The organism is Kocuria sp. TGY1127_2 (assembly GCF_013394385.1).
Lineage (GTDB): Bacteria > Actinomycetota > Actinomycetes > Actinomycetales > Micrococcaceae > Rothia.
The window spans coordinates 1,373,880-1,399,477 of the sequence record NZ_AP022834.1 but is presented as its reverse complement, the minus strand read 5'-3'; the positions used below and the strand labels follow the sequence as shown (position 1 = coordinate 1,399,477).

Sequence of the window (25,598 nt, the reverse complement as noted above, 5' to 3'; positions counted from 1 at the left end):
ATGCACGGTCGCCGAAATGATGTACCGATGCGAGCTGGTTCACTATGCGTTGGCCAGCGATTCGAGGCCGGTTTCTTGGGCAATGGCCGCCCGTAATTGCGCGGCGTCGTCCACGACGGTCACGGCACCCGCGCCGGCTAGTTCATCTTCGGAGGCGAAGCCCCAAGAAACGCCGATACACGGAATCCCGTGGGTCGTTGCCCCAGCGACGTCGTACTCCCGGTCTCCGATCATGACCGCTCGTTCCGGGTCTGCCCCGCCGTACTCGGGGTTCTGCCCAACACGCTGGTCGAGAAGGCGAAAGGCACGGTCGATGACCCCGGCTTTGTCGGCAGGAAGATGCATCGTGGCTGGTTGGAGTTCGTCGCGGGACCCCGAGACCACGTCGAAGTACTGAGCGATGTCAAAATCGTCCAACAACTTCTCGGTGGTCGGAAGGGGCTTTTGCGTCGCAAGGCCAATCGCCGCAGGGAGCTGGGACAAATCTTGAAGCAACTCCAGCATTCCGGGATACAGCTTCGATGAGGCCCGAGCTCGCTCCAGGTAGCCTCCTCGATAGGTCGCCAGGATTTCCCGGTGATATTTTCCCGGAATGTCCGTGTACCTGTTCAACGACTGGTCAGTCGATGGCCCCACGAATTTGCGAAGGATCTCCGGGGTGGGCCGTTCGAAACCGTGAGCAGCGATCGCATCGGATAGACCTTCCGTGATTGCACCCGCCGGATCGAGCAGTGTTCCGTCCAAGTCGAAGAGGACGGTGGCAGTCGCACGCGTACTCATCGCTCACCCAGAATTTCGGCCAGGAAGTAGCCCGTGTGGCTGCTTTCGATACCGGCCACTTGCTCAGGGGTTCCTTCCGCAACGACCTGGCCCCCACCGGATCCTCCCTCGGGACCCATATCCACGATCCAATCTGCAGACTTGATGACATCCAAATTGTGTTCGATCGTCAGCACCGTATTGCCCTTCTCGACCAACCCCTGGAGAACATGAAGCAGCTTGCTGATGTCCTCGAAGTGCAGGCCAGTAGTCGGTTCGTCGAGCACGTAGATCGTGCGCCCGTTTGAACGCTTCTGAAGTTCCGAGGCCAATTTGACGCGCTGCGCTTCGCCACCGGAGAGCGTCGGTGCAGGCTGTCCGAGCCGGATGTACCCAAGCCCCACGTCGACGAGAGTATTCAAGTGACGGGCGATAGGAGTGAAGGCCGAGAAGAATTCGGCGGCTTCTTCGACGGGCATGTCCAGAACGTCAGCGATGGTCTTGCCCTTGTATCGGATCTCCAAGGTTTCCCGGTTGTAGCGGGCGCCATGGCAAACTTCGCACGGCACGAAGACATCCGGGAGGAAGTTCATCTCGATCTTGAGCGTCCCGTCGCCATGGCAGGCCTCGCAACGACCTCCTTTGACATTGAACGAGAAGCGCCCGGGAAGGTAACCCCTAACTTTCGCTTCATTCGTCTCGGCGAACAGCTTTCGGATGTGATCGAACACGCCGGTGTACGTTGCGGCGTTGGAACGCGGCATTCGACCGATAGGGCTCTGGTCCACGTGAACGATTTTGTCCAGATGCTCCAGCCCCTCGACACGCTGGTGTCGGCCCGGAACCTGCTTCGCTCCGTTGAGTTGGTTGGCCAGGGATGTATAGAGGATGTCGTTGACCAGGGTTGATTTTCCCGAACCGGAGACTCCGGTAATGGCTGTGAACACCCCCAGCGGAAATGACACGTCGATCCCCCGGAGGTTGTTCTCCTTGGCTCCGACGACCTTGACCATACGTTTCTTGTCGATTTTCCTGCGTTTGGCTGGCAACAATATTTCACGACGTCGGTCGAGGTATGCACCGGTCAATGACCGTTGATTCGTCAGCAACTCCTCGTAAGGGCCCGAGTGGACGATCTCACCACCGTGCTCCCCGGCCCCGGGGCCAACGTCGACGACCCAGTCGGCCTCCTTGATCGTGTCCTCGTCATGTTCAACGACGATCAGGGTGTTGCCGAGGTCTCTCAATTTGGTCAGGGTTTCGATCAGACGTCGGTTGTCCCGCTGGTGCAGACCGATAGAGGGTTCGTCGAGCACGTACAGCACTCCTACCAGCCCTGAACCTATTTGCGTCGCCAGACGTATGCGCTGGGCCTCACCGCCCGACAGGGTGGCAGCTGCACGCTCGAGATTCAGGTAGTCAAGCCCCACGTCCAAGAGGAATTGAAGACGCGCATGAATCTCCTTGAGCACCTGGTCGGCGATCTTCGACTCGCGTTCGGTCAGCTCGAGTCCCTGCATGAACCTTTGTGCGTCGGTCATGGACATGGACGTGACCTCGGAAATCGAGGCCCCACCGACCGTGACGGCCAGCATCGTCGGGTTGAGCCGTGCCCCATTGCAGGCTGGGCAGGCGACCTGCCGCATGTACTGCTCATAGCGGTCCTTGGCCCAGTCGGACTCAGTTTCTTCATGCTTGCGCTTGATGTAGGCGTACACGCCTTCAAAGCCGGACGTATAGCGGCGTTCGCGACCGAACCTGTTCCGGTATGAGACCTCGACCTTGAAGTCCTTGCCGTCCAGGATGGCGTTCCGCGCCTTCTTGGAGAGATCTTTCCAGGGCGTGTTGAGGTCGAAACCGACTTCCTTGCCCAAACCCGCAAGCAACCGAAGCCAGTACTCCGTGGTGGATTTTCCTTGGGACCAAGGGGCGATAGCGCCCTCGCCCAAGCTCTTCTCCGGGTCGGGTATGACCAGCCCCTCATCGACTTCCAGGCGTGACCCGATGCCGTCGCACTCAGAACACGCGCCGAATGGACTGTTGAATGAGAAGGCCCTGGGCTCGATCTCCGTGGTCTCGATCGGATGTTCGTTGGGGCAGGCCAGATTCTCGCTGAAAGTTCTTTGGCTGTCCTCAGATTCGTCGTCGACGAAGTCCACGACAACGCGGCCGTCCGCGAGACCGAGGGCGGTCTCGATCGAATCCGTGAGCCGTTGGTGGATCGATTCCTTGATGACCAAGCGATCCACCACCACGGAGATCGTGTGCTTGTACTGCTTTTTGAGTTTGGGGGCCTCGGAGAGCTGAACCTGCTCGCCGTCGATGATGGCTCGCGAATAACCCTGTTGGGTCAAGGAAGCGAAGAGATCGGCGAACTCGCCCTTGCGCGAGCGAACCATCGGCGCAAGAACCTGCAAACGAGTCCGCTCGGGATAGGCCATCAGCTGGTCGACGATCGCCTGGGGGGTCTGCTTCTCGATGGGCTCACCGCAGATCGGGCAATGCGGGTGCCCGATCCGAGCCCACAGGAGACGCATGTAGTCGTAGATCTCGGTGATCGTTCCGACCGTGGACCGCGGATTCTTGGACGTCGATTTCTGATCGATGGACACTGCCGGCGACAGGCCCTCGATGAAGTCCACGTCAGGCTTGTCGACCTGCCCCAAAAACATTCGCGCATAGGCTGAGAGAGACTCCACGTACCGACGTTGCCCTTCGGCGAAGATGGTGTCGAAAGCCAGCGACGATTTGCCCGAGCCCGAAAGTCCGGTGAAGACGATCATTGCGTTACGCGGGATATCCAGATCCACATTCTTGAGGTTGTTCTCCCGGGCGCCCTTCACGAGGATACGGGTGAGGTCTTGTGGGGTACCGGGTTCGTGTCCCTGAATGTGCTGAGTGGTCATGAACTGCCTGTCTGCGTGGTTGCTAATGATCGGGAGTCCGCATCCGAACGCGGGCCCATCCATTCGAAGATTTATTCTAACGAACCTGTGACTTTTCGGGGTTGGAATCGGCCCAGGGTGAACGTCACCCTCGCGCGGGTTGCGCGCGAGAGCCGGATACGACCTACACTCGAGAGCATGATGGCAATCGCTACCGAAAAGATCGATCTGAGTGACGTCACCATCCGTTATATCAGCGTCTCCGAGATGGACAACAAGGTCTATCTGGTGACCTGCAAGCAAACGGGTACTCAGCTCCTGATCGATGCGGCGGATGATCCCGACGCAATATCACGGCTCGTGGCCGCCGGCGCCCACGACGTCGACGCCCAATGTGCCTGCTGCGGAAACGTGCAGTTGATCGTCACGACCCACTCGCACTGGGACCACGTCCGGGCCCTGCCCGAGATCAAATCTCGGTCCGAGGCGCTGACCGCATGTGGAGCCGAGGACGAGTCCGATATCAACGTACCGATGGACATTACGTTCGAAGACGGCGACACCGCCGATCTGGAGGGGTTCTCGTTGGATGTGATCGGACTGTCAGGGCACACACCCGGCTCCATAGCATTGGCTTACACGCCGGAAGAAGGTCCCACGTACATCTTCACCGGTGACTCCTTGTTCCCTGGCGGCGTCGGAAAGACGGGTTCCCCCGAAGCGTTCGAATCACTCCTCCACGACGTCACGACCAAGATTTTCGACGTCTACGATGACGCGACCGTGATCCTGCCCGGTCACGGCGATTCGACCACGCTGGGAGCCGAACGGCCTCACCTGCAGGAATGGGCCGAACGCGGCTGGTAGTACAACCTATCCATAAGTGAGACCCCCGTTCCGGGCAAGGAGTGGACTTCTCGGATCGGGGGTCTGTTGCGTGTGGAGTCCTCGGGTCAGAAGAGCCCCTGCATGCTCCCGGCGTCGTCGAATCCGATACGTTCCGCCGCGGGGTGGCGCGAAAGTCCCGGCATAGTCCTCATGGTTCCGCAGATGGCGTAGGCGTAACCCGCCCCTGCGGCAAGGCGAACTTCCCGAACCGGGAGCCTCCAGCCGCTAGGGGCGCCCTTGAGCCCCGGATCGGAAGAAATGGACAGGTGCGTCTTGGCGATAACGACCGGAAGATTGCCGAAGCCCAGTCTTTCGTACCGGTCGAGCTGTTGTGCCGCGGCCGCGCTCAGATCCACGCCGTCGGCACCATAGATATTCGTGGCCACTTTCTCGATCTTGTGAAGGATGGGGTCGTTCACGTCGTAGGTGAATTGAAGTTCTCCCGGCTCCTCGCAAGCCCGAGCGACGGAGTCAGCAAGTTCCGTCGCCCCGGCTCCGCCCAAGGCCACGCCCCGATGAATGGCGGCCTCTGCGCCGGCTTCTTGGGCGATCTCACGGATGACCTGATGTTCGGAATCGTGATCCGTGGGGAAAGCGTTGATGGCCACCACGGGCGAGACCCCGAAGGATCGCACAATCTCCAGGTGCTTGCGAAGATTCGGGGCTCCGGCAAGGACGTCCTCCGGGCTCTCCTCCAGCATCTCTGCCGGCAGCGGTCGGCCGGGAGCGATGTTGTAACGGCCGGAATGGGACTTGAGCGACCTCACGGTGACCACCAGCACCGCGGCATCGGGTCGAAGGCCACTGGTGCGGCATTTGACGTTGAAGAATCGTTCAGCTCCCATGTCAGCGCCGAAGCCGGCTTCGGTGATGACGTAATCCGAATGTTCCAGGCCCACGTAATCCGCCACAATCGATGAGTTCCCCGTCGCGATGTTCCCGAACGGGCCCGCATGGATCAGGGCCGGACTGTGCTCCAGTGTCTGCATGAGGTTCGGTTTGATCGCGTCGGCCAGGATCACGGCCATCGCACCATCCGCCTTGAGGTCTCGAGCGGTAACGGGTGCGCCATCGTGGTTGAAACCGACGACGATTCGCGCCAGGCGGTCCTGAAGGTCGTCGAATCCCTTGGCCAATGACAGGATCACCATTACTTCGCTGGCGGAGGTGATGTCGAATCCCGTTTGCCGGGTCACTCCATCCGCCCGTTCCCCGAGCCCAATGACGACGTTGCGCAGCGCCCGGTCATTGACGTCGAGGACGCGACGCCACGTGATGGTTCGTTCGTCGATGTGAAGTTCGTTGCCAAAGTGCAAGTGATTGTCCAGGATGGCCGCGAGCATGTTGTGGGCCGCGGTCACCGCGTGGAAATCCCCGGTCAGGTGAAGATTGAGTTTCTCCATCGGAACGATTTGGGAATATCCACCGCCGGCAGCGCCGCCTTTGATTCCGAAGGTCGGGCCCATCGACGGCTGACGGAGGGTAAGCATCGCATTTCGGCCGGTGGCGGACATCCCCTGGGCCAGCGAAACGCTAGTGGCGGTTTTTCCCTCACCGAGCGGCGTCGGGGTAACCGCCGTCACGACCACGTATTTGCCCCGCCGCCTTGCGTCAGGCGTGGAATCGAGCTCGATTTTGGCAACGTGCCTGCCATAGGGTTCGAGTCGGCTCTCAGGGATTCCCGCGCGTGCGGCAACGTCCGCGATGGGTTCAAGTGTGGCGGCCTGGGCGATCTCGAGGTCGGTGGGAAAGGCTTCGCTCATGCGTGACTCCTGGTTTCGTGGATGACCGTAATCATTATCCCGCGGCAGAACCAGAACTGACGAAGTTCTCCACACCGCATGTCTCCGCGGCCGTAGCCCTCTGTGGGGCCCGTTATCATGGGGAGCAATGAAACTTCTCGAAGCCCTGGACCCTCGATTCGCTGAATCGGACCATCACTATTTCCGAGGGGACTACGCCTCGAATCCCCTGAGTCATGAAGAGATCTACGAAGGCTTCTCCACGTGGATTGCGTCGCGGGACATGGAGCTTTACACGGCTCAGGACGAGGCAGTTCTCGAGATTGCCGGAGGAGCGAATGTCATCCTGGCGACTCCGACGGGATCCGGCAAATCGACGGTCGCGGTTGCCGCCCACTTTGCCGGTCTGGCGCAGGGGCAGCGTTCCTATTACACCGCGCCGATCAAGGCGCTGGTTTCTGAGAAGTTCTTTGATCTGTGCGCGATCTTCGGCGCGGAAAACGTCGGCATGATCACCGGCGACTCTTCCGTCAATGCGCAGGCCCCGATCGTGTGCTGCACGGCCGAGATACTGGCCAATGTGGTGCTGCGCGAAAGCGACGGAGCCGACGTGACACAGGTGATCATGGACGAGTTCCACTTCTATTCCGACCCACAACGCGGGTGGGCTTGGCAAGTCCCTCTCCTTGAGCTCCCTCAGGCCCAGTTCCTCCTGATGAGCGCGACCCTTGGGGACGTCTCCCGATTCGAGCGCGAGCTCACGGACCTGACAGGCCGCGAAACCGCATATGTTACCAGCTCGGAGAGGCCGATTCCTCTCCATTACTACTATTCCGAAGAACCGGTCCATGAGGCGATCGAGGAATTGGTCGCCACGGGCCAGGCACCGGTCTACGTGGTTCACTTCTCCCAGCTGCAGGCCATGGACCAAGCTCAGGCGCTCATGAGCCTCAATATTCTCAGCAAAGACGAGAAAGAGCGGATATCCGAGTCGATTGCTGGCTTCCGGTTCTCATCCGGATTCGGCAAAGTCCTCAACAAAATGGTCCGCCACGGCGTCGGCGTGCACCATGCGGGCATGTTGCCCAAATATCGCAGACTCGTCGAACAGCTCGCTCAAACCGGCCTTCTCAAGGTCATCTGTGGCACCGATACCTTGGGCGTCGGCATCAACGTTCCGATCCGCACCGTGTTGATCACGGCCCTGTCAAAGTTCGACGGAGAACGGACACGCCGGCTCAAGGCTCGTGAATTCCATCAGATCGCCGGTCGCGCGGGTCGCGCCGGATATGACACCGCTGGCACCGTCGTCGTGCAGGCGCCTGAACACGACATCGAAAACGCCAAGATCGTGGAAAAGGCCAGGCAGAAATTCGACGGCGATGAAAAGAAGATTGCGCAGTCGACTCGGGGGAAGAAGAAAAAAGCGCCCCAGGGTTTTGTGGCCTGGTCCCGGAAGACTTTCGATCAGCTCGTGCAAGCCGTTCCCGAGCCGTTGACCTCAACCTTTACTGTCACTCACTCGATGCTTCTGAATCTCCTCGAGCGTCCGGGTGACCCGTTCGCCGCGGCCAAGAAATTGTTGACCGAGAACCATGAGCCCAGGCCCCGCCAGCTTCAATTGATCCGGAAGGCGCTGGGAATCTACCGCGAACTCTTGGCGGCGGGAGTCGTCGAACGGCTGGATGAACCAGACGAGGAAGGCCGGACCGTTCGGTTGACGGTCCAGCTCCAAGAGAACTTCGCACTGAACCAGCCGTTGTCCCCCTTCGCTCTCGCAGCTCTCTCACTTCTTGACAGGGAAGACCCCAATTACGCCCTGGACGCGGTTTCCGTGATCGAAGCGACCCTCGAGAAGCCTCGTCAGGTGCTCAACGCCCAAGAGAAGAAGACCCGTGGGGAAGCTATCGCCGCCATGAAGGCCGAGGGTCTGGACTATACCGAGCGGATGAACGCGGTGGACAACATCACGTATCCACAGCCGCTCGCCGAAATGTTGGAGGAAGCCTTCGAAACGTATCGCTCCGGTGCACCGTGGATCGCCGAATTCGAATTGGCACCCAAGTCGATCGTCAGGGACATGTACGAACGGGCGATGGGTTTCGGCGATTTTGTTCAGTATTACCAGCTGTCCAGGTCCGAAGGTATCCTCCTCAGATATCTCTCCGATGCCTACCGTGCTCTGCGCCAGACGGTGCCGGTCTCGGCTCTTACCGAAGAGCTCGAGGACCTCGTCTCGTGGCTCGGTGAATTGATCCGCCAAACCGACAACTCCCTGATCGACGAGTGGGAGAAGATGACCTCAGGCGAGGACGTCGAGCCCACGCAGGATTCCCTCGAAGACTTGGTGGCAGAGTCCGCGCCCAAGCTGACCGACAACAAGCGCGCTTTCACGATCATGATCCGCAACGCGATGTTCCGGCGGGTCGAACTTTTCGCTGAGGAAAAGGAAAAGCTCCTCGGAGAACTAGATGCCGACCATGGTTGGGACGCGAACCGGTGGGCGGAGGCGATGGATGAATACTTCGATGAGTACGACGACATCTTCACCGACGCCGAAGCCCGCTCGCCACGCCACCTCACTCTGGACACGTCCGACCCCGATGTTTGGACGGTACGGCAGGCCTTTTCCGATCCTGAGGACAATTTCGACTTCGGAATCACCGCGAAGGTCGACCTCCTGTCCTCGGACGACGTCGGGGCGCCCGTGATTCGTGTTGACCACGTGGGCGCCCTAAAGGATGCGCCGCGGGACTGATCCCGGGGACCTAGAATGGGTCCATGGCTCACCCCGGAACATCCCCCGTCCCTCACTCCACCGGCCCGACCCACCGCATTGGTGACCTGGAGCTGACCGACCACCGGTTCCGCGTCCCGTTGACGCACGCTTGGTCGTGGGGGCACGAGACCGAGTACAGCGACGTGGATCGTCACGGCCTAGATGGTGTGTCGATCGATCTCTTCGCCCGCGTCGTAACGCATCGTGGTCCAGAGGGTCTAGGTGAGCCGGAGGAACGCCCGTACTTTGTCTATCTCCAGGGCGGTCCCGGGATGGCCTCGCCGCGGCCCATGACGGATTCCGGTTGGGTCCGGCACATGGCGAAGGCGTATCGGGTGGTCCTTCTGGACCAGCGAGGCACGGGTCTTTCCACACCGATCTCGGCGGGTGGCCTGGCTCGTTTTGGATCCCCCGAAAAGCAGGTCGCGTACCTCGAGCACTTCCGGGCGGACTCGATCGTGGCCGACGCCGAATGCGTGCGGGCGACGTTGACAGCGAGTGAGTCGGAAAAACGCTGGGCCAGCCTCGGGCAGAGTTTCGGCGGATTCATCACGTTGACGTATTTGTCCTTCGCACCGAATTCTCTCCTTCATTCATGGATGACCGCGGGACTGGCTCCCATCAACAGCTCACCCGCAGAGACGTACCGATCGACTTTCGACCGCGTGGCGGAGCGCAATGCCCAATACTACGACTGGTACCCCGAGGACCAGGCCCGCGGCGTGAGGATCGCGTCCTTCCTCGAAAACCACGACGTCCGGTTGGCCTCGGGCGAACGTCTCACGGCCCATCGGTTTCAGATGCTCGGTCATCACCTCGGTGGAAATTCGCGCGTCCACGGCTTGCATTACCTTCTCGAGTCGGCCTTCTCAGAAGGACCGGAACGACTCTCGGAGAGATTCCTGACCGACGTCGGAAACGCCGTGTCCTTTGCGGGCCAGCCGTTGTATGCCCTCATGCATGAAGCAATATATTGCGACGGACCGGGGGTGGCCAGCAACTGGTCGGCGGACCGGATCCGCTCGTCCCGGCCGGATTATTCCGAAGAAGCCGATCCGTTGCTCTTCACAGGAGAGATGATCCATCCCTGGTACTTCGCCGAAGACCCTGCCCTTTCGCCCGTGAACGAAGCGGCAGAGTTGTTGGCTCGCAAAAGTGATTGGGGAAACTTGTACGACGTGGACCAGTTGGCTCGCAACACCGTCCCCGTAGCCGCCAGCGCCTACCGTCACGACGTCTATGTGGACTTCGACCATGCGATGGAAACAGCGTCGAGCGTTTCGAATCTGCATACGTGGACATCGAATTCAATGCACCACGATGCGCTCGGGCACAATACGGAAGAGGTTCTGGCCAATTTGGGCCGCATCCTCGTGGAGGATGGTGCGCTCGAAGAGAGCCCTGTTCTTTTCACCGATCACAAGACCGTCTGAGCGTTCGCAATAGGACATCACCACACGATTTGTAGGCTCGTATTTCTTTGAGTCATCCCGTAAACGCAATCTGACAGCTAGGCTAGTATCTGACGACCCACGGTCACACGGCGTGACCGGACGGAAAAAAACTCGGGAGGTTATCGTGAGCGGCACGATCACACTTATCGGAAAAACGTGGGCCAACACCCGCCCCCTGAAGGTCACGACGCGACCGGTCACGGCCGAGGACTCGGATGGCCTCGCCAAGCTCTTTTTCACCTCGTACGACGACCAGGACGTCATCGGCAGCCAAGCCGAGGCCTTAGAAATCATCCACAAAGTTTTTGCCGGAGAATACGGCAACCTCATCGAGTCCGCTTCGCCAGTGGTCGTCGACGACTCGGGCCGGCTCGTGGCCGCTGCCCTGGTACTGGATTCCCGGGTAGGCAACGACGTCCCGAATGCCCCGTACGTGTTCGAATTGTTCACGGCTGCCTCGCGCCGGCGCGAAGGGTTTGCGGAACAGCTGCTGCGCATCGCAATCGATGAACTTTATCGTCAGGGACACGAGGAAGTTGCACTGCGCATTGCGGAAGACAATTCTGCCGCGCTGGCCCTGTACCTCACTCTGGACTTCAAGCGGTGGATCCCGGAGGACGACTCCGAGCTCTAGCATCACGTGCCTCGACGGGCCGGACTAGATCAGTCGGGAGACTGGCTCTGTCAGTTCCGGCCCGTTGTTCGCGACCGATCCCACTTCCCGGCCGACTTCGGTCAGCATCCACCCCGCTGCGACGTCGTACGCATTATCCCGGATCCGCGCCACGGCTTCCTCAGCACCGTGGACGCCACGCAACCAGGTCGTCAATTCGTCCTCGGTCTCCCCTGTGTATCGCAGCGGTATAGGGAGGCGGTCGTGAAGTCGGCTCAGTTCAGCCAACGTTTTGTTGTCCTGGACCCGGTCCTCATCAGGCGAGGAGGTGGTGAGAATGGTGGTCGAGAGAAGCCACTGTCCCTCGTTCTCCCCCGACGGGATCTTCCACCACTCATAGAGTCCGGCGAAGTAAATGCTGTCTTTCGGGTTCTCCGGGTGGACGAAATACGGCGTTTTGGTCGTCTTGCCTTTGGCCGAGCCATCATCACGATACGCTTTGGCCCATTCGTAGTACCCGTTGGCGGGGACGGCGCACCGTTGAGCCTTGACCGCATGGCGGAAAGTCGGTTTTTCGACCACGGTCTCCGAACGAGCGTTGAATGCTCGCGACGAGAAAGACTCGTCCTTGGCCCAGCGCGGCAAAAGGCCCCAACGAGCCGAATGGATTTCACGAGTCCAGAACTCCCGGTCCTGGTGATCGACCAGTATTGGCACGGTCTGCGTCGGGGCCACGTTGTAGTTTCCCATGGCCTCGGTCAGTTCGACGCCGCCCAGCAGGTCGCCTACGGCTCTCGCAATCACGTATCGTCCGCACATCGCTTATTCCACTCCTCGTACTCGTCCAGCACCGCGTCCTCAACATCATCCCACTGAACCTCCGGCACGGTCATCGACACGGCTCCGACCGTTTGCGGATCCATGGGGATTCCGAGGGCCTGGTATATCTCGTCGAGGACAGAGCGCAAAGGTTCCGGTCGACCGATCACGATTCCCGCCGAGAACCACCACCCGCCGGCGACTACTCGTTGAGCGGTGCCAATCAATTTGACCCGCTCTCCGCCCGCGAGAACCCCGTGGACGCTGAATTCCCCAGCACAGTACTCGCGCATCAGCTCACCGATTCCGGCTCTCACCCCGAGGCCTTCGAGTGCACGCACGTAGAGGTCACCGAATTCTCGGTACCGCCGCTTGTTCCCGCTCGTCGCGTCGGCGTCATGAGCGAGGTGGTCCACGATCATGCAATCCTCGTGATAAGCCGCAGCACGTCCTCCAACCTTCCGTACCCATGGGGTGAAACCGTGCTTTTCGCAGGCGGACAGGGCTTCGTCGAAACCCGGGTTGAGTTCGTCCCGTCGACCGAAACCAATGATGCGGTTCGGCCGCGAGATCCTGAGCAAAGGTTCTTCCTGCCCAGCAGCGATCCGACGCAATCGGCTCAAAGTTGACTCGTAGTCCTCGACGACGGAATCGAAGTGACGTTCAAACAGCATGTTCTGCTCCGCTCTGGAATCCGACTCTACGAGGTTACCGTTTTCCGACGACGTCTTCGTTCCGGGGAATCAGGACGGGTCCGATATTCTTGGTTCTGCTGTAACTCCAGGTCAGGAGCGTATCCCTGTGGCATCTTCGTCCGCACCCCCTTCACATCGCGTCACCGTGATGTCCGCGCTGCGCAACCCCCGCCGCGGTATCACCGAAGTTCTAGCGGGCGTCGTCACTTCCTTGGCCCTGATCCCGGAAGCTACCGCATTCGCGATTGTCACCGGCTTGGACCCGCGCACCGGACTCTTCGGCGCCGTGATCATCGCACTCGTGACCTCGGTATTGGGCGGTCGCCCCGCCATGGTGTCGGCGGCCGCGGGCTCGGTGGCCCTCGTCGCTGCTCCACTCATCATGAGCCATGGTCTCCAGTACTACCTGACGGCGGTCATCATGTCGGGGGTCATCCAGATCCTCCTGGCCGCATTGGGTGCGGCCAAGTTGATGCGTTTCATCCCGCGGTCCGTGATGAAGGGGTTCGTCAATGCCCTGGCCATCCTCATCTTCAGCTCACAGTTGTCCGAACTGATGAGCGTCCCCTGGCTCGTGTATCCGCTCGTGGCTTTGGGACTCCTGGTCGTCTTCGTCCTCCCCCGGTTCACGACGGTGGTGCCTGCTCCGCTAGTTGCCATCGTTGCGGTCACGGGGGCCGCTCTCCTCGCGGGAGGCGGCGTCCCGACCGTCGGTCAGAAAGGGGCCCTCCCCGATGCACTGCCTACCCTTGGCTTGCCCAACGTACCCTGGACCGTCGATACGTTCACTACAGTGGCACCCGTGGCCTTCGCCATGGCGGTCGTCGGCCTGATCGAATCATTGTTGACGGCCAAGCTCGTCGACGATCTGACGGATACGCATTCGCACAAGACGCGGGAGTCATGGGCCCTCGGCGTCGCCAACGTGATCTCGGGAATGTTCGGATGCTCCGCCGGGTGCGCGATGATCGGCCAGACCATGATCAACGTCAAAGCGGGCGCGCGTACACGGCTCTCCTCCGCTGTCGCAGCATTGTCCGTGCTCGCCCTGATCCTGAGCCTCCACGGGGTTCTGGCGATCATTCCGATGGCCGCGCTCGTTGCCGTGATGATCTATGTTTCCTTCACGACCTTCGACTGGCATTCGATCAGCCCACGTTTGCTCAAACGAATGCCCGTCGCGGAAACCCTGATCATGATCCTCACGGTCCTGGTGACGGTGCTGACCAACAATTTGGCTCTCGGCGTGGGCGTTGGTGTCATCGCCGCAATGATCGCTTTTGCTCGACGAGTCGCGCACGTTGTAAACGTGACTCGGAGACTCACGTCCGATGCAGACGGAACACCCCTGAGCGTGAGGTACTCGATCCACGGGACGTTATTCTTCGCATCATCGAACGATCTCTACTACTCGTTTCGGTATGCGGACGATCCTCAAGAGATAGTCCTGGATTTCGATGACGCTCAAATATGGGATGCTTCCACGGTGGCTGCGGTCGATTCGATCACCCACCGTTACGAAAGAGACGGACATGAGGTCCAGGTGGTTGGCCTGGACCCCACGTCCGCGCACCTTCATGGACGACTGAGCGGCAACCTCTGACCGTGGTTGCGGGGTCGTTCTAGGAGGCCTCGGAACCTTTGTAGAAAGCTGCCGTGCGTTCGGCCTGTGCGCGGGCGGTCTCCTCATCCGTTCCGGCTTTGACCTGTGCTTCTTCCCACGCTTTCGACGTCGCGTCGATGAAGCGGTGACCTTGCTCGGATCCTTCGAGTTCGCTCATCCGCTGACGGACTGTGGCCGCGCGACCGTTGAGGAATGCGTGAAGAGCGAGGAATGCTCCGTCCCAGCCGACGCCGGTCGCTCCGGCACCGTATTTGTCCCAATGATCATTGGCGGCAACACGGTGTCTCAGGGTCAACGAGGAACCGGCCGCGGTTTGAGTGATCGAGATCTGCAATTCCCCGACCTCGTCGCCGTTTTCCCATGTCAGTTGAAGTAGCCGCGGAGGATCGAAGATTTGGATGCTTCCTTCGGTCCCCGTTTTCTCGGTCTTGAACCGACGATCTTCCTGAGAGGTCAGGCTTACCGGCTCGAGCCAGACGGCAAGGTTCTCCGGTTCCGTCAGCGCCGCCCAGATTTCCTGGGGAGGGTTGGTGAAGGTTTGTTCCACCACGATGACGTGGTGGTTTTCCTTATTGCCGACCTGTCGGTAGACGCGCTCAAGCTGCAACTCCGCCGGATGCTGGGGCTTGGTTGACCGAGCGAAGGGATCCTTGCGCTCCTCGGCCCGCTCGTCCTGGGGTTCCGAAACGGGTGCTGCGGTATGTGCCACGGTGAGACTCCTAACCTCGATGTGCTTCCCTTCCGAGAATACGGCGCGATGGCGCTCATCGCGACTCCGACGCCGGAACCGGTTCGGGGGTCACCGCAGGCGCCCAGGCGACGAGGGCACGCGGAATCCACAGATCTCAAGCTGGCGCTCACCCGCGGAGCGGTTATCGGTCGGAAAAAGGAATTAACCCCGACTGAACGGTCACCGCTTCCGCGACTTGCGACAGGAAAGACCCCGCGCGGGGGCAAGCCCGTGAACGGTCGTCTTTAGAAGTCCCAGTCCTCGTCTTCGGTGTTCACAGCCTTGCCGATCACGTACGAGGAACCGGATCCGGAGAAGAAGTCGTGGTTCTCATCCGCGTTGGGCGAGAGCGCCGAGAGGATCGCGGGGGAAACATCGGTCACCGACGACGGGAACATAGCCTCGTAACCCAAGTTCATGAGAGCCTTGTTCGCGTTGTAGTGAAGGAACTTCTTGACGTCCTCGGAAAGGCCGACGCCGTCGTAGAGCGAGTGGGTGTAGGCGACCTCGTTCTCGTACAGTTCGTACAGCAGATCGAAGGTGTAATCCTTGAGCTCCTGGCGACGCTCGGCGCTTTCCTTCTCCAGCCCGCGCTGGTACTTGTATCCGATGTAGTAGCCGTGCACGGCCTCGTCGCGAATGATGAGGCGGATCAGGTCCGCGGTGTTGGTCAGCTTGGCGTGGCTTGACCAGTACATTGGCAGATAGAAGCCCGAATAGAACAAGAAGGACTCCAACAGTGTGGAGGCCACCTTCTTCTTGAGCGGGTCGTCTCCCTGGTAGTAGTCCATGACGATATTGGCTTTCCTCTGCAGGAACTCGTTCTCACGGGACCAGCGGAAGACCTCGTCGATCTCCTTCGTCGAGCACAAGGTCGAGAAGATCGAGGAGTACGACTTGGCGTGCACAGACTCCATGAAGGCGATGTTGGTGTACACGGCTTCCTCGTGCGGAGTCAACGCGTCCGGCAGGAGGGCGACGGCGCCCACGGTGCCCTGGATAGTGTCCAGGAGGGTCAAGCCGGTGAAGACCCGCATGGTCAGCTGCTTTTCCTCGTCATTCAACGTCGCCCAGGACTGGACGTCGTTGGACAGCGGGACCTTTTCGGGGAGCCAGAAGTTACCGGTCAACCGGTCCCAGACCTCGAGGTCCTTCTCGTCGGGTATGCGGTTCCAGTTGATGGCCTCGACGTTGTGGACCAGTTCGACCTTTTCGCTCATCATGACGGGCATGACTCCTTTTGCGCTCGCGGCGCCTCGTCGCGTGGAATTCGGAATGTATAGGGGCAGCGCCCTCGGAGAATGGGACGCCAGGGCCTGACGAGGGCCGGCGATACCTGCACCGACCCTCGATTGGCACTACAGCATGCAGGAAACGCAGCCTTCGACCTCGGTGCCTTCCAAAGCCAGCTGACGCAAGCGCACATAGTAGATCGTCTTGATCCCCTTGCGCCACGCATAGATCTGGGCCTTGTTGATTTCGCGCGTCGTCGCAGTGTCCGGGAAGAACAACGTCAGGGACAGTCCCTGGTCCACGTGCTGGGTGGCAGCGGCGTAGGTATCGATGATCTTCTCGTAGCCGATTTCGTAGGCATCCTGGAAGTACTCCAGGTTGTCATTGTCCAGGTACGGGGCCGGGTAATAGACACGACCCAGCTTGCCTTCCTTGCGGATCTCGATCTTGGAAGCAATCGGGTGGATCGAAGAGGTCGAGCCGTTGATGTAGGAAATCGAACCGGTCGGCGGGACAGCCTGCAGGTTCTGGTTGTAGATACCGTGTTCCATCACGCTGGCCTTGAGGTCCTCCCAGTCCGACTGGGTCGGAATGTGGACCTCGGAGAACATCTCACGCACCCGGGGAGTCTGGGGCTCCCACGTCTGCTTGATGTACTTGTCGAAGAATTCCCCCGAAGCATAATCCGACTTTTCGAAGCCCGCGAAAGTCTCGCCGCGTTCGATCGCCAACTTGTTGGAAGCGCGCAAGGCGTGGAAGAGCACCGTGTAGAAGTAGATATTCGTGAAGTCGATGCCTTCTTCGGATCCATAGAACACACGTTCACGGGCCAAATACCCGTGAAGGTTCATCTGACCCAGGCCGATCGCATGGGACATCGCATTTCCTCGCGCAATCGAGGGAACCGATTCGATATCCGACATATCCGACACGGCCGTCAGACCGCGGATCGCGGTCTCAATGGACTGGCCGAAATCCGGAGAATCCATGGTACGGGCAACGTTCAATGACCCGAGGTTGCACGAAATGTCCTTGCCGATGGTCTCGTAGTCCAGCCCCGGCTGGTATTCAGAGGGCTGGGATACCTGGAGGATTTCGGAGCACAGGTTCGACATGATGACTTTGCCGTCAATCGGGTTGGCCCGGTTCACGGTGTCCTCGAACATCACGTACGGGTAGCCCGACTCGAACTGAATCTCCGCAAGGGTCTGGAAGAACTCGCGAGCGTTGATCTTTTTCTTCTGGATGCGCGAGTCATCGACCATCTCGTAGTACTTCTCGGTGACGTTGATGTCGGAGAAAGGCATACCGTAGACGCGTTCAACGTCGTACGGAGAGAAGAGGTACATCTCTTCGTTGCGCTTGGCCAGCTCGAAAGTGATATCCGGGATCACGACGCCGAGCGAGAGGGTCTTGATGCGGATCTTCTCGTCCGCGTTCTCGCGCTTGGTATCGAGGAACCGGTAGATATCCGGGTGGTGCGCGTGCAGGTATACGGCACCCGCACCTTGACGCGCGCCCAACTGATTCGCATAGGAGAACGAGTCCTCGAGCAACTTCATCACGGGGATCACGCCGGAGGACTGATTCTCGATCTTTTTGATCGGCGCACCGGACTCACGCAGGTTGGTGAGAGCGAAAGCGACGCCGCCGCCTCGCTTCGACAACTGGAGAGCCGAATTGATCGAACGACCGATCGACTCCATGTTGTCCTCGATGCGCAGCAGGAAGCAGGAGACCAACTCGCCGCGCTGCTTCTTGCCGGCGTTGAGGAAGGTCGGCGTGGCCGGCTGGAATCGACCCGAGATGATCTCCTCGACCAAGTTGGTGGCCAGCTCCTCGTCACCGCGTGCCAGGGAAAGAGCCACCATGACCACCCGGTCCTCGAAGCGCTCAAGGTACCGCTGACCGTCGAAGGTCTTCAGGGTGTAGGAGGTGTAGAACTTGAACGCCCCCAGGAAGGTCGGGAACCGGAACTTCTTGGAATAAGCAAGCTTGGACAGAGACCTGATGAAGTCCATCGAGTACTGTTCCAGAACCTGGGGCTCGTAGTACTGGTGCTCGACCAAGTACTTGAGCTTCTCCTCGAGGTCGTGGAAGAACACGGTGTTGTTGTTGACGTGTTGCAGGAAGTACTGGCGGGCAGCCTGCCGGTCGGCATCGAACTGGATCCGACCGTTCGAGTCGTACAGGTTCAACATCGCGTTGAGCTCGTGGTAGCCCAACCCCTTGTACTTCTCCGGGATGGTGGGGTCATCGTGACCGCGTTCGGCGTTCACTCCGGGTGCGGGAAGTTTTGTGTCCAAAACGCTTTCAATCCTTCGTTGACGCGGGCAACATCATCGCTGGTGCCCATGAGCTCGAATTTGTACAGGACGGGGACCTGACATTTCACCGCTATCTTGTCTGCCGCGATGCAGTACAGCTCCCCGAAGTTGGTGTTCCCGGCCCCGATGACGCCGAGCAACATTTCTCGGTTTTTCGGTTCTCTGAGGAACTTCATGACTTGCGGAGGGACGGCCCCGCCCGAGCGGGGACGACCGTAGGTCGGAACGCACAACACGAAAGGACGGTCCATGCGGACAGTGTCTTCTGCGGTGCGCAGAGGAAGTCGAATCGATTCGACATTCAACTTCTCGACGAATTTGTGCGTGTTGCCGGAGACGGAGGAGAAGTAGACGAGCACGGGCTCGTTTGCCGACACCGGCTTGCCGCGTTGATCTTCAAGCACGGTTTCCATGTAGGGCGCCCCCAAAAAAAGCTTGTGATCTGATGCGTGGTTTTCACATCACTGGGCCTAGTCGAATGATGCCCCGCTGACATATTTAACGCCCGGGGCCGCGGAAATGTTCCGCTGCTCGCCACCGGACGTGCCCAAACGCCTCCACACGGTGGTGGACGCGTTGTGGCGCTCGCTCAGGAGGCGAGAGCGGCTTCGAGGGTGCCGATCTTGTCCGGGCGGAATCCCGACCAGTGATCGTTCTCGGTCTCGACGACCGGGGCCTGCATGTAACCGAGGCCTTTGATGTGTTCGAGTGCTTGGGCATCCTCGGTCACGTCGACGACGTCGTAGGAGATCCCACGCTTGTCCAGGGCGCGGTAGGTCGCGTTGCACTGGACGCAGGCAGGCTTAGTGTAAACGGTGATGGACATGCAATCTCCTCTTGCAGTGGTGTGGCAACCTCTGTTCCCATCCACGGTTTCGCTATGGAGAACCGTGGAGTGGGGCCGGTTGAAGGGCTCGGCCCAATACTACATCTAGTGTCGCACGGAAAAAGGCCCCACAACATATTAGGTTTTTCACCAAATGGGTTATCCCCAGCCTGTGCAAATGACACCGGTGTAGTTGTACCGCGGAAACACGCGGACGAAGCTTTCCAGAACGCGTTCTGACCACAAATTGTCCACAGACACGAGGGCGGAAAATTTTCCGTCGTGCTCAGAATGAACGTGTCGCGAAGAGAAACCTAGAGCAATCCCGAGTGTTTGAGCTTGTCCGAAAGGGTGCCGCCGTCGTTGGCCTCCATCCAGAGCGATCCCGCGGCGATTTCCCGTGCCCGATCATCTCCCCAGACCCGTCCGGAAGCGAGAACCGTCTCCCCTACGGATAGATTACGGATCACGATCGCCGCCACGTTCTTCGGATACCGGAGGGCGAACCCGTTGTAGATATCAGGATCACGCTGGCCGTCGTCACCCACCAGGATCCACTTCATATCCGGGAACTCCTTCGCGAGACGTTTGAGCGAATCGACCTTGTGGGCAGCGCCGGAACGGAACCAACGCGTTCGAGTCGGCCCCCAATCGGTGAGCAACAAGGTACCTTCCGGATACGCATTTCTCGACAGAAAGCGACGAAGAGTAGGTGCCACGTTCCACGCGCCCGTCGACAGGTACATGACCGGCGACTGGGGGTGGGCACGGTGAATGCGTTCGAGCAGAACGGGCATACCCGGCGTGGGCATTCGAGCATGTTCGGACAGAACAAAAGAGTTCCATGCCGCGAGAAGCGGTCGCGGAAGCGCCGTGACCATGATCGTGTCGTCGACGTCGCAGATAATCCCTATCTTCTCGTCATCCGGAACCACGTAAATGCTGGACGAGACAGTCCTTGATCCCGCGGTACTCATTCTGACCTCGTGTATTCCGGGAGGCAGCTCAATATCGAGCTGCACGTCGAGGACACCGCCTCGATCGGCAGAAACCTGGAAATGTCGATCCGCGATCACGACGTCGATCTCAGCGTTGGAGATGGGCACGGAGGTGAATGACCGCCACCCGCGGGCTGGGCTGGTTGCCCGCTGGTCCCCCGCAAAGGACTCGATGATGTCAGAGAACAACATGGTCTTATACAACGCCCTGCCGAGGACACGAACCCAGCTGGTCGTTCCGTATCCGACAAAGGCAACGATGACCGGTTCGTTGCCGGCTTTGACCGCGGACTTGGCGCGTCGCTCGTGAATACGGTCTGCGACCCGATACGCGATATTCACGGCCTCGCGCCCTACCGAGGGCGATCGGCGCTTCTGTGGGACGAATCGTCGGGCCAGAGGCCGGGAGTCAGGCATGGGTCCAGTTTGTCATATGACCCGTGCGCCCGGGGCGAGTACGTGACCCCTGAATGTGGCGAACGGAACCGATTGCAACGACTGCCCTTGGGCTTCATCGAAAACCTGGTCGGAGGGCTGTCGCACTATGCTTCCGTCCCGGCCGGCGTGATCTACAGCTCCGGGGCACGTCACCACCGCAGAATGGTTCAGGGCCGGTTTCTTCGCCTCATTCATCAACGGCCTGATCTGGACGGTTATCGGCTCCGCATGGATGTTCGTGATCGGAATGTGGAATGAGCGGCACCGATTCACGGTCCATGTCGAGGCTTGCAGACTGATTCCGTACGATGGTTGACATGTCCGTCACGTCATTGACCGAAAGCACGCAGAACTACCTCAAGACCATCTGGTCGCTCAACGAGTGGTCCGACGAACCCGTCACGGCTTCCGCGATCTCCGCGGCAACCGGGTTGCGGTTGTCCTCGGTCTCTGACGCGGTCCGCAAACTCACCAACCAAGGCTTCCTCAAGCACGCCCCGTACGGAGCCGTGGACTTGACGGAGCAAGGCCGTCAACATGCCGTCGCCATGGTCAGGCGCCACAGACTGTTGGAAACTTTCCTCGTAGAGACTCTGGGGTACACCTGGGATCAAGTCCACGACGAGGCGGAAGTCCTCGAGCACTCCGTCTCGGATTTCATGATTGAGCGAGTTGCCGAACTCTTGGGCCATCCGGAACGGGACCCCCACGGTGATCCGATCCCTTCGGCAGATGGCACGGTCAAGTCCCCGTCGGCCACTCGACTGACAGACGTACGACCGGGTCAGTCGGTCCAGGTAGAGCGGATTTCCGATTCGGACCCACAACTGCTCCAGTATTTTTCGGCCCAGGGCCTTGCCGTCGGGACGAAACTCAACACATCTGCCGGTGCCCCCTTCTCGGGTGCGCTTGACGTCTCCGTGGACGGCGACGGGGCCTCGCTGAGTTTGGGGCGCGAGGCCACCGACGCCATCTTCGTCTCGGAAGACTTCTCGTAGTCTCGTTGCACCGTCAGTCGATTCGCTCTACCCCGGGTCGGCGACCTCGGGCGACGAGAAGCCGTGCCAACTGGCCGTTCCTGGGCGCCAGAAGATAGACGACGAGGAACAGAGCCCCTTGGCACAGAACAACCGTTCCTCCCGTGGAAGTATCCGCGAAATAACTCGTGTAGATACCCACCAGCGAGCACAACGAAGACAACACCGGTGCGACCACAAGCATCCGTGACATTCTTTCGGTCAGCAAACGGGCAGTCGCTCCAGGGATGATAAGCATCCCGACCACGAGGACCACGCCCACGGCCTGAAGCGCGACCACGCAGGTCAACGCCAAAACGCCAAGCAACGTCGCACCAAGAATGCGTGGGTTGACGCCGATATTTCTGGCGTGTCCCGGATCGAACGCATAGAGACTCAGATCGCGTCTTTTGAAAATCAACACCGCCAAGCACACGCCGGCGAGCGCAGCGACCTGCCTGAGATCCGAAGGCGATACACCCAACAGATTCCCGAAAATGATGTGGTTGAGGTCGACTTGGGACGGTGTCACGGAGACCAGGACGAGTCCCAGGGCAAAGAGAGTTGTGAAGACTATCCCGATGGATGCGTCCTCTTTGATGCGTGTGGTCTCCTTGACGCCTCCGATCAGGGCCACCGCGAGCAGCCCGAAGATCGCCGCGCCAAGGGCGAATGGCAGTCCCAGCGCGTAGGAGAGCACGACGCCGGGCAGTACCGCGTGCGAGACCGCGTCGCCCAGCAATGACCATCCCGTAAGTATCAGCCAGCAGGACAGCACCGCGCAGAGGACCGAGGCCAAGAGCGTGGCCGAGATGGCTCGGACCATGAATTCGAATTCGAACGGTTCGAGGAGAATGTGGACGAGGCTCATTCTTCGCCTCCGAATGCCAACGCTAATTTCTCGGGTCTCAGCACGTCGGAGGCCTCGCCTCTGTAGACCACACGTCGTCGCAGGAGGATGGCTTCGTCGGCCCATTGGGCTATGTTGTCTATCTCGTGCACGGTGATGAGTACGGTGATTCCATCATGGGCCAAATCGCGCAGGACCTCCGTCATGGTCTGAGCGGAAACCCGGTCCACCCCGGCAAACGGCTCGTCGAGGAGGAGGACTTGGGCGTTCTGAGCAAGTGCTCGCGCGAGGAAGGTTCTTTTCTTCTGCCCTCCGGAGAGGCGACCTATCTGTCGTTGCGCAAATTCGGCCAGACCCACGCGTTCGAGCGAACGATTGACAGCGTCCTTGTCCTGGGCCCGGGGGCGTCTGGAAGGTCCCATTGATCCGTATCTGCCCATCATCACGACGTCGTGGACACTGACGGGAAAATCCCAGTCAACGGCCTCGGCCTGAGGCATATAGCCTAACAATCCTGATTTCTGAGCTTGTTTGACCGTGCGGCCAAGGATTCTCACGGATCCCGCCGTCGGGCTGAGGGCGCCGGAGATCGCGTTGAAGAGCGTGGACTTGCCGGACCCGTTCATCCCGAGGAGGGCACATACCCTTCCTTGCCGGACGGTGAAGGTCACGTCCTGCAGTGCCCGGTACTTTCCGTAATCCACGTTGATTCCATTGATTTCGATGGCCGGTGCTTCCGCCGAACCGCTCAATGGCTTGCCTCGTGTTTCCGACCGGTCAGTCCGTCGGAGATCACGCGGGCGTCGTATCTGAGCAAATCGAGGTATGTGGGGACCGGTCCGTTCTTATCCGAGAGCGAATCGACGTAGAGTGTTCCGCCGAATTGAGCGTCTGTGCTCCTGACGACCTGCTGCATGGTGCTGTCGGAAACCGTTGATTCGCAAAACGCAGCTGGTGTCTGGTTGGCTCTGACGTCTCGTGTGACTTCGGAGACGCGTTGTGCCGACGGTTCCGCGTCGGAGTTGACCGCCCACAGGTACTGCTCTTTGAGACCGGCATCGCGAGCGAGATAGGAGAATGCACCTTCACAGGTGAGCAGGGTCCGACGGTTTTCCGGAATTGCGTGAAGAGTCGAGGTCAGTTGATCGTGAATATCTTTCAGCTGCTCTTTGTAGGCCGAGGCATTTTTCTCGAAGTCCTTCCGATGATCGGGGTCCAGTTCTGAGAGGGCCTTCTGAATATTGTCGGTGTACTTTTCCGCGGCCACCGGGCTCATCCATGCGTGTGGATTCGGCTTCCCCTCGGCTTCGCCCTCGCCGATGGATATGGGTTCGACTCCATCAGAGAGCGTCGCTTTGGTCGCCCTGGAATCCTGTGTGAACTTTTCGAACCAAGCTTCGAGGTTCATCCCGTTTTCGAGGATGAGGTCGGCTTTCGAAGCTTTCTTGATGTCCTCCGGGGTCGGTTCGTATTCATGGATCTCGGCCCCAGGCTTGGTAATCGATTCCACCTGGAGGTGGTCGCCAGCGATGGCTTGTGTCATATCGGCCAACACCGTGAACGTCGTGAGGACGACCGGCTTCTTGTCGTCACCGGCTGCCTTGCTGTCCTCTCCCCCGGCGCATGACGCGACCACGGGTACCACCGCCAGCAGCGCCGGTATTTTCAACAGTCGTGACAACAAGGGGCGACGACGAGGAGCCGGGATCTCAGGGCGGGGTTGGTCGGGTGACTGCTCTCGATGCATCTTGGCTTCCTTGCCTCAGTATGGGTGCGGGCGAGAGCGGGTGGGCGTGTCCATGAGTTGGAGCTGGATCATTTTCAAGGAGTACCCCTCGGGGTGCCCACCCGCCTGCCAACATCATATGTTCGACTAAGCGAACTTTCCACTACCAGTTGCACGTAGTTGGTGAAAAAGTTGTCCTCCGGCTGCCGCTTCAAGGTTGACCGAAGTCAGCCACGCCTCCACAGTGGGGGCGGCGCCCTAAGCGGGCTCAGACTTCGGGAATATTGGGGCCGAAGGATTCGGCGCTCGCCGTAGTCGCGGACTTCTCGAAGGCGTGCAGGGCATCGTCGTAGCCGTAGTCGCTGATCCACAGCTTGGTTTCGATGAAAACGCCGGACCGGTCGACGTCCGATTGTTTGATACCTTGGCCGACTTCACGTTCATTGAAGTATGAGGCTGCGGTGTCGATGAGTCGATATCCGGCACGCAGAGCATCCTCGACGGTTGCAGCGGTGGTTTCGGGTGGTGTTTGGAAGACGCCGAAACCCAGTGCGGGCATGTCGCAACAATGTTGTCGGCATTCTGCTCCCAGTCGGGGAAAAATACATGTGCCGCCGGATTCAGGAAAGTGAAGCGGGCAGTATTGCCGCGGTTTGCTGGATCATTCAACAGCGGCGAGTACAGGGCCTTGCCGAGGGAATTCGCGGAGACGAAGTCCATCTTTCGATCTCGGACCCACATAGGGGCTCCCGTGACAGCATCCAGGAACCGCTGTATCGAGCGGTTTCATAGTCTGTTCGTGGTCCCGTTTGCCTCGTGACAAGGATGGTCCCGCGGACCCAGCCAGATCGACCAGATGATCGTATTCGGCTTCGTCGAGTTGAAGCGCCCGTGCCAGCGCGGTCAGAAGCTCGGGAGATACTCCGGCCATGCTTCCGCGTTCCATCCGGGCGTAGTACTCGACGCTGACTCCGGTGAGCATCGCTACTTCTTCGCGTCGCAATCCCGGAACGCGGCGTCGTCCGCCGGCGATGATCCCCGCCTATTCAGGAGCGATCTTGTCCCGGCGGGATCTCAGGAATTCCGCGACCTGCATTCTGTGATCCATAGATCAAGGCTGGCGTTCGACCGATCCGCGCTGGCAGGAACTGTCAGTACACGGGTCACGAGTGTTACTACCCCCGACTGTGCCAAGC

21 protein-coding genes and 3 pseudogenes are annotated in these 25,598 nt (G+C 59.8%); 7 read left to right on the top strand and 17 right to left on the bottom strand.

The window, feature by feature from the left end; all coding sequences use genetic code 11:
• Positions 1-42 precede the first annotated feature (42 nt).
• Positions 43-780, bottom strand: coding sequence for an HAD hydrolase-like protein (locus sake_RS06355; protein WP_178945640.1), 738 nt, complete (start codon positions 778-780; stop codon positions 43-45).
• Positions 777-3,665 carry an excinuclease ABC subunit UvrA gene (gene uvrA / locus sake_RS06350; RefSeq protein ID WP_178945639.1) on the bottom strand — a complete coding sequence of 963 codons (2,889 nt, stop codon included), beginning with the start codon at positions 3,663-3,665 and terminating at the stop codon, positions 777-779. The genes sake_RS06355 and uvrA overlap by 4 nt, the downstream gene beginning before the upstream one ends.
• 177 nt (positions 3,666-3,842) lie before the next feature.
• On the opposite strand from uvrA, the gene sake_RS06345 reads away from it, so the two are divergent.
• Positions 3,843-4,511: an MBL fold metallo-hydrolase gene (locus sake_RS06345; protein ID WP_129359702.1), complete on the top strand. Its 669-nt coding sequence runs from the start codon at positions 3,843-3,845 to the stop codon at positions 4,509-4,511.
• A gap of 86 nt (positions 4,512-4,597) precedes the next feature.
• Here sake_RS06345 and sake_RS06340 read toward each other — a convergent pair whose 3' ends face one another.
• Positions 4,598-6,295: a formate--tetrahydrofolate ligase gene (locus sake_RS06340; protein WP_178945638.1), complete on the bottom strand. Its 1,698-nt coding sequence runs from the start codon at positions 6,293-6,295 to the stop codon at positions 4,598-4,600.
• Positions 6,296-6,422: 127 nt separating this feature from the next.
• Here sake_RS06340 and sake_RS06335 point away from each other — a divergent pair, with 127 nt between their 5' ends.
• The 3 genes from sake_RS06335 to sake_RS06325 all read left to right on the top strand — a co-directional run bounded on the left by sake_RS06335 (position 6,423) and on the right by sake_RS06325 (position 11,141).
• Positions 6,423-9,032 carry an RNA helicase gene (locus sake_RS06335; protein ID WP_129359704.1) on the top strand — a complete coding sequence of 870 codons (2,610 nt, stop codon included), beginning with the start codon at positions 6,423-6,425 and terminating at the stop codon, positions 9,030-9,032.
• 23 nt (positions 9,033-9,055) lie between these two features.
• On the top strand, positions 9,056-10,486 hold the full coding sequence (locus sake_RS06330) for an alpha/beta fold hydrolase (RefSeq protein ID WP_178945637.1): 1,431 nt from the start codon (positions 9,056-9,058) through the stop codon (positions 10,484-10,486).
• 145 nt (positions 10,487-10,631) lie between these two features.
• Positions 10,632-11,141 carry a GNAT family N-acetyltransferase gene (locus tag sake_RS06325; protein ID WP_129359706.1) on the top strand — a complete coding sequence of 170 codons (510 nt, stop codon included), beginning with the start codon at positions 10,632-10,634 and terminating at the stop codon, positions 11,139-11,141.
• Positions 11,142-11,165: 24 nt separating this feature from the next.
• On the opposite strand, the gene sake_RS06320 is transcribed toward sake_RS06325, so the two are convergent.
• Positions 11,166-11,939 (bottom strand): SOS response-associated peptidase, encoded by a 774-nt coding sequence (locus sake_RS06320; RefSeq protein ID WP_178945636.1) that lies wholly within the window; start codon positions 11,937-11,939, stop codon positions 11,166-11,168.
• On the bottom strand, positions 11,921-12,613 hold the full coding sequence (locus sake_RS06315) for a lipoate--protein ligase family protein (protein WP_178945635.1): 693 nt from the start codon (positions 12,611-12,613) through the stop codon (positions 11,921-11,923). The genes sake_RS06320 and sake_RS06315 overlap by 19 nt, the downstream gene beginning before the upstream one ends.
• A gap of 169 nt (positions 12,614-12,782) precedes the next feature.
• Between sake_RS06315 and sake_RS06310 the strand changes: the two genes are divergently transcribed.
• Complete coding sequence (locus sake_RS06310) at positions 12,783-14,237, top strand: SulP family inorganic anion transporter (protein WP_129360139.1); 1,455 nt, start codon at positions 12,783-12,785, stop codon at positions 14,235-14,237.
• Positions 14,238-14,256: 19 nt separating this feature from the next.
• Here sake_RS06310 and sake_RS06305 read toward each other — a convergent pair whose 3' ends face one another.
• From sake_RS06305 to sake_RS06280, 6 genes are all read right to left on the bottom strand, one after another.
• Positions 14,257-14,967: an SRPBCC domain-containing protein gene (locus sake_RS06305; RefSeq protein WP_165000967.1), complete on the bottom strand. Its 711-nt coding sequence runs from the start codon at positions 14,965-14,967 to the stop codon at positions 14,257-14,259.
• A gap of 266 nt (positions 14,968-15,233) precedes the next feature.
• Positions 15,234-16,208 carry a class 1b ribonucleoside-diphosphate reductase subunit beta gene (gene nrdF, locus sake_RS06300; protein ID WP_129360140.1) on the bottom strand — a complete coding sequence of 325 codons (975 nt, stop codon included), beginning with the start codon at positions 16,206-16,208 and terminating at the stop codon, positions 15,234-15,236.
• Between the two features lie 138 nt (positions 16,209-16,346).
• The gene (gene nrdE / locus sake_RS06295) at positions 16,347-18,467 is read right to left on the bottom strand and encodes a class 1b ribonucleoside-diphosphate reductase subunit alpha (RefSeq protein WP_129360141.1); all 2,121 of its coding nucleotides are present in this window, start codon (positions 18,465-18,467) and stop codon (positions 16,347-16,349) included.
• A 29-nt stretch (positions 18,468-18,496) separates the two neighbouring features.
• Entirely contained in the window at positions 18,497-18,961 is a 465-nt protein-coding gene (gene nrdI, locus sake_RS06290) for a class Ib ribonucleoside-diphosphate reductase assembly flavoprotein NrdI (protein WP_129359710.1), read from the bottom strand.
• Positions 18,962-19,137: 176 nt separating this feature from the next.
• Positions 19,138-19,374: a glutaredoxin-like protein NrdH gene (gene nrdH, locus sake_RS06285; RefSeq protein WP_129359711.1), complete on the bottom strand. Its 237-nt coding sequence runs from the start codon at positions 19,372-19,374 to the stop codon at positions 19,138-19,140.
• A 314-nt stretch (positions 19,375-19,688) separates the two neighbouring features.
• Entirely contained in the window at positions 19,689-20,789 is a 1,101-nt protein-coding gene (locus sake_RS06280; protein ID WP_129359712.1) for an App1 family protein, read from the bottom strand.
• Between the two features lie 42 nt (positions 20,790-20,831).
• On the opposite strand from sake_RS06280, the gene sake_RS06275 reads away from it, so the two are divergent.
• Entirely contained in the window at positions 20,832-21,068 is a 237-nt protein-coding gene (locus tag sake_RS06275) for a hypothetical protein (RefSeq protein WP_178945634.1), read from the top strand.
• 59 nt (positions 21,069-21,127) lie between these two features.
• Complete coding sequence (locus sake_RS06270; RefSeq protein ID WP_178945633.1) at positions 21,128-21,808, top strand: metal-dependent transcriptional regulator; 681 nt, start codon at positions 21,128-21,130, stop codon at positions 21,806-21,808.
• A gap of 13 nt (positions 21,809-21,821) precedes the next feature.
• On the opposite strand, the gene sake_RS06265 is transcribed toward sake_RS06270, so the two are convergent.
• The 6 genes and pseudogenes from sake_RS06265 to sake_RS13430 form a co-directional block, all read right to left on the bottom strand.
• Positions 21,822-22,697, bottom strand: a complete 876-nt coding sequence (locus sake_RS06265) for a metal ABC transporter permease (RefSeq protein ID WP_129359715.1) — start codon at positions 22,695-22,697, stop codon at positions 21,822-21,824.
• Positions 22,694-23,428 (bottom strand): metal ABC transporter ATP-binding protein, encoded by a 735-nt coding sequence (locus sake_RS06260; RefSeq protein WP_178945632.1) that lies wholly within the window; start codon positions 23,426-23,428, stop codon positions 22,694-22,696. Before sake_RS06260 ends, sake_RS06265 begins: the two co-directional genes overlap by 4 nt.
• Positions 23,425-24,423, bottom strand: coding sequence for a metal ABC transporter substrate-binding protein (locus sake_RS06255; protein WP_178945631.1), 999 nt, complete (start codon positions 24,421-24,423; stop codon positions 23,425-23,427). Before sake_RS06255 ends, sake_RS06260 begins: the two co-directional genes overlap by 4 nt.
• A gap of 295 nt (positions 24,424-24,718) precedes the next feature.
• Positions 24,719-24,961: pseudogene (locus sake_RS13440) on the bottom strand (aldo/keto reductase); the annotation flags it as partial.
• Between the two features lie 59 nt (positions 24,962-25,020).
• A pseudogene (locus tag sake_RS13435) lies at positions 25,021-25,143 on the bottom strand (transcriptional regulator); the annotation flags it as partial.
• A gap of 172 nt (positions 25,144-25,315) precedes the next feature.
• A pseudogene (locus sake_RS13430) lies at positions 25,316-25,384 on the bottom strand (hypothetical protein); the annotation flags it as partial.
• Positions 25,385-25,598 lie beyond the last annotated feature (214 nt).

Excerpts from the sequence above, each read along its gene's own strand:
- sake_RS06355 (WP_178945640.1), bottom strand. The coding sequence starts at position 780 with ATGAGTACGCGTGCGACTGCCACCGTCCTCTTCGACTTGGACGGAACA.
- uvrA (WP_178945639.1), bottom strand. The coding sequence starts at position 3,665 with ATGACCACTCAGCACATTCAGGGACACGAACCCGGTACCCCACAAGAC.
- sake_RS06345 (WP_129359702.1), top strand. The coding sequence starts at position 3,843 with ATGATGGCAATCGCTACCGAAAAGATCGATCTGAGTGACGTCACCATC.
- sake_RS06340 (WP_178945638.1), bottom strand. The coding sequence starts at position 6,295 with ATGAGCGAAGCCTTTCCCACCGACCTCGAGATCGCCCAGGCCGCCACA.
- sake_RS06335 (WP_129359704.1), top strand. The coding sequence starts at position 6,423 with ATGAAACTTCTCGAAGCCCTGGACCCTCGATTCGCTGAATCGGACCAT.
- sake_RS06330 (WP_178945637.1), top strand. The coding sequence starts at position 9,056 with ATGGCTCACCCCGGAACATCCCCCGTCCCTCACTCCACCGGCCCGACC.
- sake_RS06320 (WP_178945636.1), bottom strand. The coding sequence starts at position 11,939 with ATGTGCGGACGATACGTGATTGCGAGAGCCGTAGGCGACCTGCTGGGC.
- sake_RS06315 (WP_178945635.1), bottom strand. The coding sequence starts at position 12,613 with ATGCTGTTTGAACGTCACTTCGATTCCGTCGTCGAGGACTACGAGTCA.
- sake_RS06310 (WP_129360139.1), top strand. The coding sequence starts at position 12,783 with ATGTCCGCGCTGCGCAACCCCCGCCGCGGTATCACCGAAGTTCTAGCG.
- nrdF (WP_129360140.1), bottom strand. The coding sequence starts at position 16,208 with ATGAGCGAAAAGGTCGAACTGGTCCACAACGTCGAGGCCATCAACTGG.
- nrdI (WP_129359710.1), bottom strand. The coding sequence starts at position 18,961 with ATGGAAACCGTGCTTGAAGATCAACGCGGCAAGCCGGTGTCGGCAAAC.
- nrdH (WP_129359711.1), bottom strand. The coding sequence starts at position 19,374 with ATGTCCATCACCGTTTACACTAAGCCTGCCTGCGTCCAGTGCAACGCG.
- sake_RS06280 (WP_129359712.1), bottom strand. The coding sequence starts at position 20,789 with ATGCCTGACTCCCGGCCTCTGGCCCGACGATTCGTCCCACAGAAGCGC.
- sake_RS06270 (WP_178945633.1), top strand. The coding sequence starts at position 21,128 with ATGTCCGTCACGTCATTGACCGAAAGCACGCAGAACTACCTCAAGACC.
- sake_RS06265 (WP_129359715.1), bottom strand. The coding sequence starts at position 22,697 with ATGAGCCTCGTCCACATTCTCCTCGAACCGTTCGAATTCGAATTCATG.
- sake_RS06255 (WP_178945631.1), bottom strand. The coding sequence starts at position 24,423 with ATGCATCGAGAGCAGTCACCCGACCAACCCCGCCCTGAGATCCCGGCT.